This is a genomic window from Aeromicrobium camelliae, from assembly GCF_003850045.1.
GTDB lineage: Bacteria > Actinomycetota > Actinomycetes > Propionibacteriales > Nocardioidaceae > Aeromicrobium > Aeromicrobium camelliae.
On the sequence record NZ_RQJX01000031.1, the window covers coordinates 1 to 5909 of the forward strand.

General features: G+C 65.6%; 7 protein-coding genes. 2 read left to right on the top strand and 5 right to left on the bottom strand.

The genetic code is table 11. The features are described 5' to 3' along the window. Positions 1 to 94: 94 nt before the first annotated feature. Entirely contained in the window at positions 95 to 1105 is a 1011-nt protein-coding gene (locus EHW97_RS15100) for a hypothetical protein (RefSeq protein ID WP_124238002.1), read from the bottom strand. A 165-nt stretch (positions 1106 to 1270) separates the two neighbouring features. Here EHW97_RS15100 and EHW97_RS15105 point away from each other — a divergent pair, with 165 nt between their 5' ends. Beyond that, positions 1271 to 1963, top strand: a complete 693-nt coding sequence (locus tag EHW97_RS15105; RefSeq protein ID WP_124238003.1) for a hypothetical protein — start codon at positions 1271 to 1273, stop codon at positions 1961 to 1963. Between the two features lie 30 nt (positions 1964 to 1993). On the opposite strand, the gene EHW97_RS15110 is transcribed toward EHW97_RS15105, so the two are convergent. The 3 genes from EHW97_RS15110 to EHW97_RS15120 are packed head-to-tail and all read right to left on the bottom strand — an operon-like array spanning position 1994 to position 4841. Continuing rightward, positions 1994 to 3022 carry a hypothetical protein gene (locus EHW97_RS15110; RefSeq protein WP_124238004.1) on the bottom strand — a complete coding sequence of 343 codons (1029 nt, stop codon included), beginning with the start codon at positions 3020 to 3022 and terminating at the stop codon, positions 1994 to 1996. Then, positions 3019 to 4161, bottom strand: coding sequence for a sensor histidine kinase (locus tag EHW97_RS15115; RefSeq protein ID WP_124238005.1), 1143 nt, complete (start codon positions 4159 to 4161; stop codon positions 3019 to 3021). The genes EHW97_RS15110 and EHW97_RS15115 overlap by 4 nt, the downstream gene beginning before the upstream one ends. Then, entirely contained in the window at positions 4158 to 4841 is a 684-nt protein-coding gene (locus tag EHW97_RS15120; protein WP_208002083.1) for a response regulator transcription factor, read from the bottom strand. Before EHW97_RS15120 ends, EHW97_RS15115 begins: the two co-directional genes overlap by 4 nt. A gap of 118 nt (positions 4842 to 4959) precedes the next feature. Between EHW97_RS15120 and EHW97_RS15125 the strand changes: the two genes are divergently transcribed. Next, the gene (locus EHW97_RS15125; protein WP_124238006.1) at positions 4960 to 5283 is read left to right on the top strand and encodes a hypothetical protein; all 324 of its coding nucleotides are present in this window, start codon (positions 4960 to 4962) and stop codon (positions 5281 to 5283) included. Here the strand turns inward: EHW97_RS15125 and EHW97_RS15130 are convergent. Next, entirely contained in the window at positions 5280 to 5582 is a 303-nt protein-coding gene (locus EHW97_RS15130; protein WP_121795628.1) for a helix-turn-helix domain-containing protein, read from the bottom strand. The two genes, EHW97_RS15125 and EHW97_RS15130, sit on opposite strands and share 4 nt — an antisense overlap. Positions 5583 to 5909 lie beyond the last annotated feature (327 nt).

Genomic DNA, 5909 nt, shown 5'->3' on the forward strand with positions numbered 1-5909 from the left:
CTCGTCGGGGTACTTCCTGGGTGCTGCCATGACTCTCATCCTCCATGGATTGAGAGCCTCCACCAGACCCGGGGCGATTCAGTGGTGTGCTGAATCACGGTGAAGCCGAGCTGACGTTCGAGATGCAGGGCTGCCCGGCGGTGGTGTCGATCGGCAGGTTGATGGCGTATGCCGTCCATTCGCCGTCTCCGGGACCGGTGAACTCAACGGCAATGTCTCCGTACGCGTCAGGGAGGCCAGGATTGACGAAGGGCGAGATGCTCCATGTCCAGCCTTCGTGCGAGCTGTCGGCGCGCAGCCAGTCGTAGTGCATGGCAGTCGTCTCCGGCCACGTATCGCAGTAGTACTCGGGTGCTTCGGTCTGTCCGGGGAAGCCCGCGTTCGCCCACTGCTCGACGAACGCTTCCCGCAGCGCCTGTGGATCAGTGGGTATGGTCGGCGCGGGGCTCGGCGTTGTACCGCTCCCGTTCGCGACAACGGTGTCAAGTTCGACGAGGATCGCGCTGCAGAAGGCCTCTGCCGCCCCGACGTCGAAGCTGATGCGGTTGACGGTTGAGATCTCGCAGCGGAGTGAGGTGCTGAGCAGATCGCTATTGGAGTAGTAGGTACTCGCCGGGTAGGTGTTCTGCTCGGTCTCGCTTTCCAGGCACCAGTAGACGGCGGACTCGTGGCCAGCCAATGAGCGCGTGTCCTTGTCGCCACCGCCAGTGCAGTTGCTGTTGCGCACCGGATCCCAGTCCACCGTGTTGAACGCGGCTCCTGCTGGCGTTGAAAGGTTGTGCACCAGCTGAATCGAGACCTGTGACGGGGCGCTATCCGATGCTGTCAGCGTGCACCGGCTGTTCGCTGTGTCATAGGAGCTGTCCATCGAGCCGCCCCTCGCGTCGAGGCTGGCCAAGTCGCCCTTCTCGATGGCCGCGCAGAGCACGTCGGACGCGATAGCCGCAGACAGCGGTTCAGCTGAAGCGGGCGATGACGCCGTACTGTGCTCGGGATCGTGCGAGCTGACGCTGGTTGCATCGTTGGTTGGCGCCTCGCCCGCACAGCCGGGCAACAGCAAGAGCGTGGCGAGTGCCGCTGTGGGCAGGAGTCGGACATAGCGCATGGGGATCCTCGGGCGAGACGCCCCAGGGCAGTTCCGACCCTGGGGCGAGTATGGAGACGTTACCCCGATAGCCTACCATGAAAGGCCTCGTGAATATGCCACTCTGGGGGTTGTGGAAACCGCCGTGGGGCCGGGCGGGTTGTCTAGGAGTATGAGGAGACGCGCATGGCCGACATCATCGAGTTGCAGGCGCTGTACCGGGATCGGCGGTACGACGAGCTGGCGCCACTGGCTCGTGAGCGGCTCGCAAGTGGCGCCAGCCTTCCTGCGGGTGAGCGCGCACAGCTGTTCGATGTGCTGGCGGCTGCGCTCTACGAGGCGCGACGGTACCGGGAAGCCGCCGAGGCGCGCGCTGAGCAGTTGGCGTTTCACCAGGAAACGGGCACAGACCAGCAGCAGGTGGCGCGTGTCCAGACGCTGTACGCCTGGGCCCTCCTTGGCGCAGGCGACCCAGCATCGGCCCTTCCGTTCGCTGCCAGGGGGTATCTCGCTCGGCATGACCAGCTGGGGGCTGAGCACGAGCTCACACTCGCGACGCTCGAGCTCAACATCCAGCTCCTGAACGAGCTCGGTCGCTACCCGGAGATGGCCGCCCTCGCCGGCGACCTGGTGGCTGCCCGCAGACGCACCCTCGCCGCAGACGACCCACGCCTGCTCACGGCGAAGAAGTGGCAGCAGTCGGCCGCGCGGCATACGCAGTTTGAAACCGGAACCACCAGCGGCACCCTGCCCAAGCCGAGCCCAGTGGTCACGAGCACCCTCCCAGCCAGTTCGACAGCATTTTCACGATCGCTCGACGTGCTGTCCGCAGTTACGAGCGGCGTTGCGAGAGGCGTCATCGAAGGTCTGCTGGGTTGAACGATGCGCCGCCCCAAGCAGCCCCACGACTTAGCTGGAGCGATATCGCCTGCCGACTCCCCGTAGCGGCACGTCGAGCCTGATGGCCTGCTCGCCATCACCTCCCCGGATGCTTGCGATGGCGTCGCGCCCGGGCGGCAGGAGCCGGGCGGTGACCTCTCCCGCCGACGCTCTACGGAGCACATCAACCACGGCTGTGCTTACCCGGTCGATCTCGCGATCTGAGAGCCTGCGGTTGCCGGCGTCGTCGAGAAGTGTGACGGTGATGCCGCGCCGGCGAGCGATGCGCGACGCTTCGATCACCGCGTCGGTGGCGAGCTGTCCGCCGCGGAGCCAGTCCCGGATGGTGCCGTCGATCAGGAGGAATTCTTGACGGTCGCTGTCAGTGAGGCGATCCTCGGAGGCGATGCGCGCCAGTGCACCTCCGGCGAGCTGGTGCAGGCGCTCTATGCGGCGCTGTTGTTCGGTGAGAGCGGCGCGTGCGGCGGCTTCCTCACTCGACCGTCTTAGGCCTGCCTCGTGGACGGTGCGGAGCGAGCGGAGGGTTCGGCGCAGCAGCAGGGTGAAGAGAGTGACGATGAGAAGCAGTCCGGCGTGCCGGATGACGTAGCCGATTCCTGCTTCGATGCCGCGCCCGACGTCGACGGCCCACCAGATCGTGATCGCGACGTGAAGCGCGAACGCCACCCACGAGACCAGGACGCGGCCTCGTAACGTCACGAAGAACAGCAGGATGACGGCGCCGCCCCAGATCCAGGAGGCCCAGCCGAGTCTGCCGCTGTCTGGCAGGTTCCAGGCAGCGAACGACACGGCCACGCTGATCGCTGCGACTGCCGCGGTCAAGGGCACCGGGTAGGGATCGGGCGCCGGGATGAGGATGAGGGCGGCCCCTATCGCGACGAGGATGAAGGCGAGAATCGCGACGAGGCCGGATTTCACCTGGTCGAGGGTGGCGAAGGTGTTCAGGGCGTTGGAGAGCGTGAACAGGCCCATCATCAGGTAGGCGGGCCAGTGTGTCAGGCGCAGCAGCGTGGAGATGTCCGTTCGCTGTTCGGTCATCGGGCGTCCCTGTTCCAGCTGAGCTCAACGGTGGTTCCTTGTCCGGGTGTGCTTCGTACGGTTGCGCTGCCTCCGGGGACAGTGCGCATACGTTCGTGGATGCTGACGCGCAGGCCGAGACGCTCCGGCGGCACGCGCTGGGGGCGGAACCCCCGGCCGTCATCCTTGACCTTTATCGAGATGCTCTCCGCCGTGAGGCGCGTCTGCACGAGGCGGCTGGCGGGGCCCGCGTGTAGCAGGCTGTTGCGGATGGCCTCGGCAGCGGCCTCAAGGAGCGCTGTCGCGACATCTGCGGGTACATCCATCTCCGCAGCTGTCTTGCTTTCGAAGCGGAACTCGCTGGGAAGGCTCCCTCGGATGCGAGCGACCAGTTCCTGCCCGGAAATGTCTTTTGCCTTGTCAGGAGCGGTAAGAGCGGCGGTGGCGTTCATCGCGGCCTGGCGCAGCATCGGACGGTCATGGTCATCGGATCGGGCGGCGGTCAGCAGCAGGGACAGCACGTGATCGTGCACGAGCGCACCCAGGCGTTTGCGCTGCTCGTGGGTGCTGCGTGCGGCGGCTTCGTGTGCGGCGTCCTCGCGTGCCTGCGCATCGGCGAGGTCAAGCCGGTGGCCCGCGGTGAGTGAGACCTGAATGAGTACGACGAAGATTGAAGCGAGCATCAGGACGAAGATCCCGTCCTGCAGAGCGACCAACGGCCCCTCTTGCGGTGCGGTCGCGGAGCGGAGGAGGCCAATGCCTGCGGAGAAAGCGATCGTGTAGGCCCAGGCGCCTCGCACCGGCCAGGCGATGGCGGCCGCGGCCGCGGCGATGGCAGAGACGTTCTGCAACCAGGTCACCGACGCATCCGGCAGGGCGGGGACCCTCATGAGTGGCACCCACAGCGCCATCGCCAGCGCGTAGGCGATGCAAGCGGCTGTCGTGATGCCGAGCGGCACACGCAGGGGAGTCGAAAACGCCGTCAGGCCCGCGGCAGGTGGAAGCACAGCGCACAGGACGTACAGCGCCCATCCGCCGATCGGATGCATGAGCTCGATCTGTTCCAGCGCCTGAGGAAGACCGAGGAACGTGTAGATGAGGGAGGCGCCGCCGAGCGAGGCCAGGAGGAGCCGTTGGATCCGCTCCCGGCTGCTCGTCACCCGGCCTCCTCGATGAGGTGATCCTCCAACGCTCGTCGGTACAGATCGACACGGCTGGCAGCGGGACGGCCCACCTCGGCGTATTTCGCGCGGATTCGTCCGACGTAGTTGGCGACGACCTGCGTGCTCAACCCGGTGAGGCGAGCGACAGACTTGGCCGTCTCGCCGGAGGCATAAAGCGCTAGGATTTCCTGCTCTCGCGGTGTGAGGCCGGCGTCAGGCAGCAGCGGGTCGCTGTCGAGTGCCGATGCCCACTCCAGGGACGTCACCGGTCGTCCGGCGAGCGCATGGATCACCGCGTCGCGTATTTCCGTCTCTGGCAGGGATTTGCGCACGATACCGAGCACGTTAGCTCGAGCGGCTTCGCGCACGAGCTCGGCGTTCTCAGCTGAGGTGAGCACCAGGACCGGTATCCCTGCCTTATCGAGTTCGCGCACATTGTCAGTGACAGAGGAACCGTCGCTGAGCCGGAGATCCAGGATCGTTAGGTCCAGTGACTCGCCTCGCGCCAGCAGATCCGGGACGGTCGGGGCGATGACGGACTCGATGTCGTCGGTCTCCAGCAGCCGCATCAGGCCGAACGCGACGAGGGCATGGTCTTCGACGATCCCTACTCTCGCGCTGCTGCTCCCAACCGTCACTGCCCATCCCTTCCCGTGCATGGAGGTGAAGAAATACACCTGCCGAGCGGAGGTCCTTCGTTCCTAGTCTTGCAGGCGGGCTCGCGCGGCCCCCCGTGGGGAGGGGCGCCGTGCCTCCGATCCCGCCGCCGTGTTCCTGCCGTTCAGAGAGGGTCCTATGTCGCTGGTTGAGTCATCCCCGGTTGACCTGGCGTGTCCCGAGTGGTGTGCGGTAAACCACGGCACGCATGAGTTAGTAGCCGACGACGACCACCAGAGCGACATCCACACCGTCGCGGCCCTCCTCCGACACCTCGCCCCCGCACCGGACGGATCTCTTATCCAGCGCACGGTCGCCAGCGACATCGACGTGGTGCGTCACCATGACGCGACGCACGACCAGGAGTGGATCTTCATCGGCAACGACGAGCAGCAACTCGACCTGTCACTCGAAAGCGCCCGCCATCTCCACCACGTCCTCGGGCGACTTCTTCGGCGCTAATCGGTGTCGAATCGCGGCACCTGGTCCGCACGCAGATCTGGCCAGGGACGCGGCACCAGCTCGTCGAGCGTGACACCCAGCACTTGAGCGATCGCCATGATGTTCGCCAGCGATGGGTTCGCCGGCGTCCCGGGCATCGACTCGCCCTTCTCAAACTTCTGGAACGTGTAGCGGCTCAGCCCCGACGTATAGGCCAGCTGCTCCTGCGTGAGCCCACGCTCCAGACGAAGCCGCTGAATGTTCGCGCCGAGGTCGCGTGCGAAGGCATCCCAGGCCACCGGCGGTCGCTTCTTCGCCATCTCTCCAACCCCGCCAGGACGTCCGACTGCTGCTGTGTACCCAAGAAGCGTACCCGGCGCCCCCTGTTATTCAGAGCATCGGCGAGCAGGCAAAAGCACGAGTTATTGGTTCCGTTGTTGTCAGAAACAGTTGTCAAACCGTCCTGCCGAACGTTCGCCAAAACGAGCGCACGACTCTCCAAGCACAACATCATCTCGCCCTACGTCGCTCGTGCAATGCCGCACTCATGGCCAAGCTCCTCGGGCTGAACCGTCCCGGCAAGTCCGGAGGCTCTTTTCGTTGGCTCAGCCGGTCGGCGTGAGCTCGTTCCTTGCAGCGTAATGGAG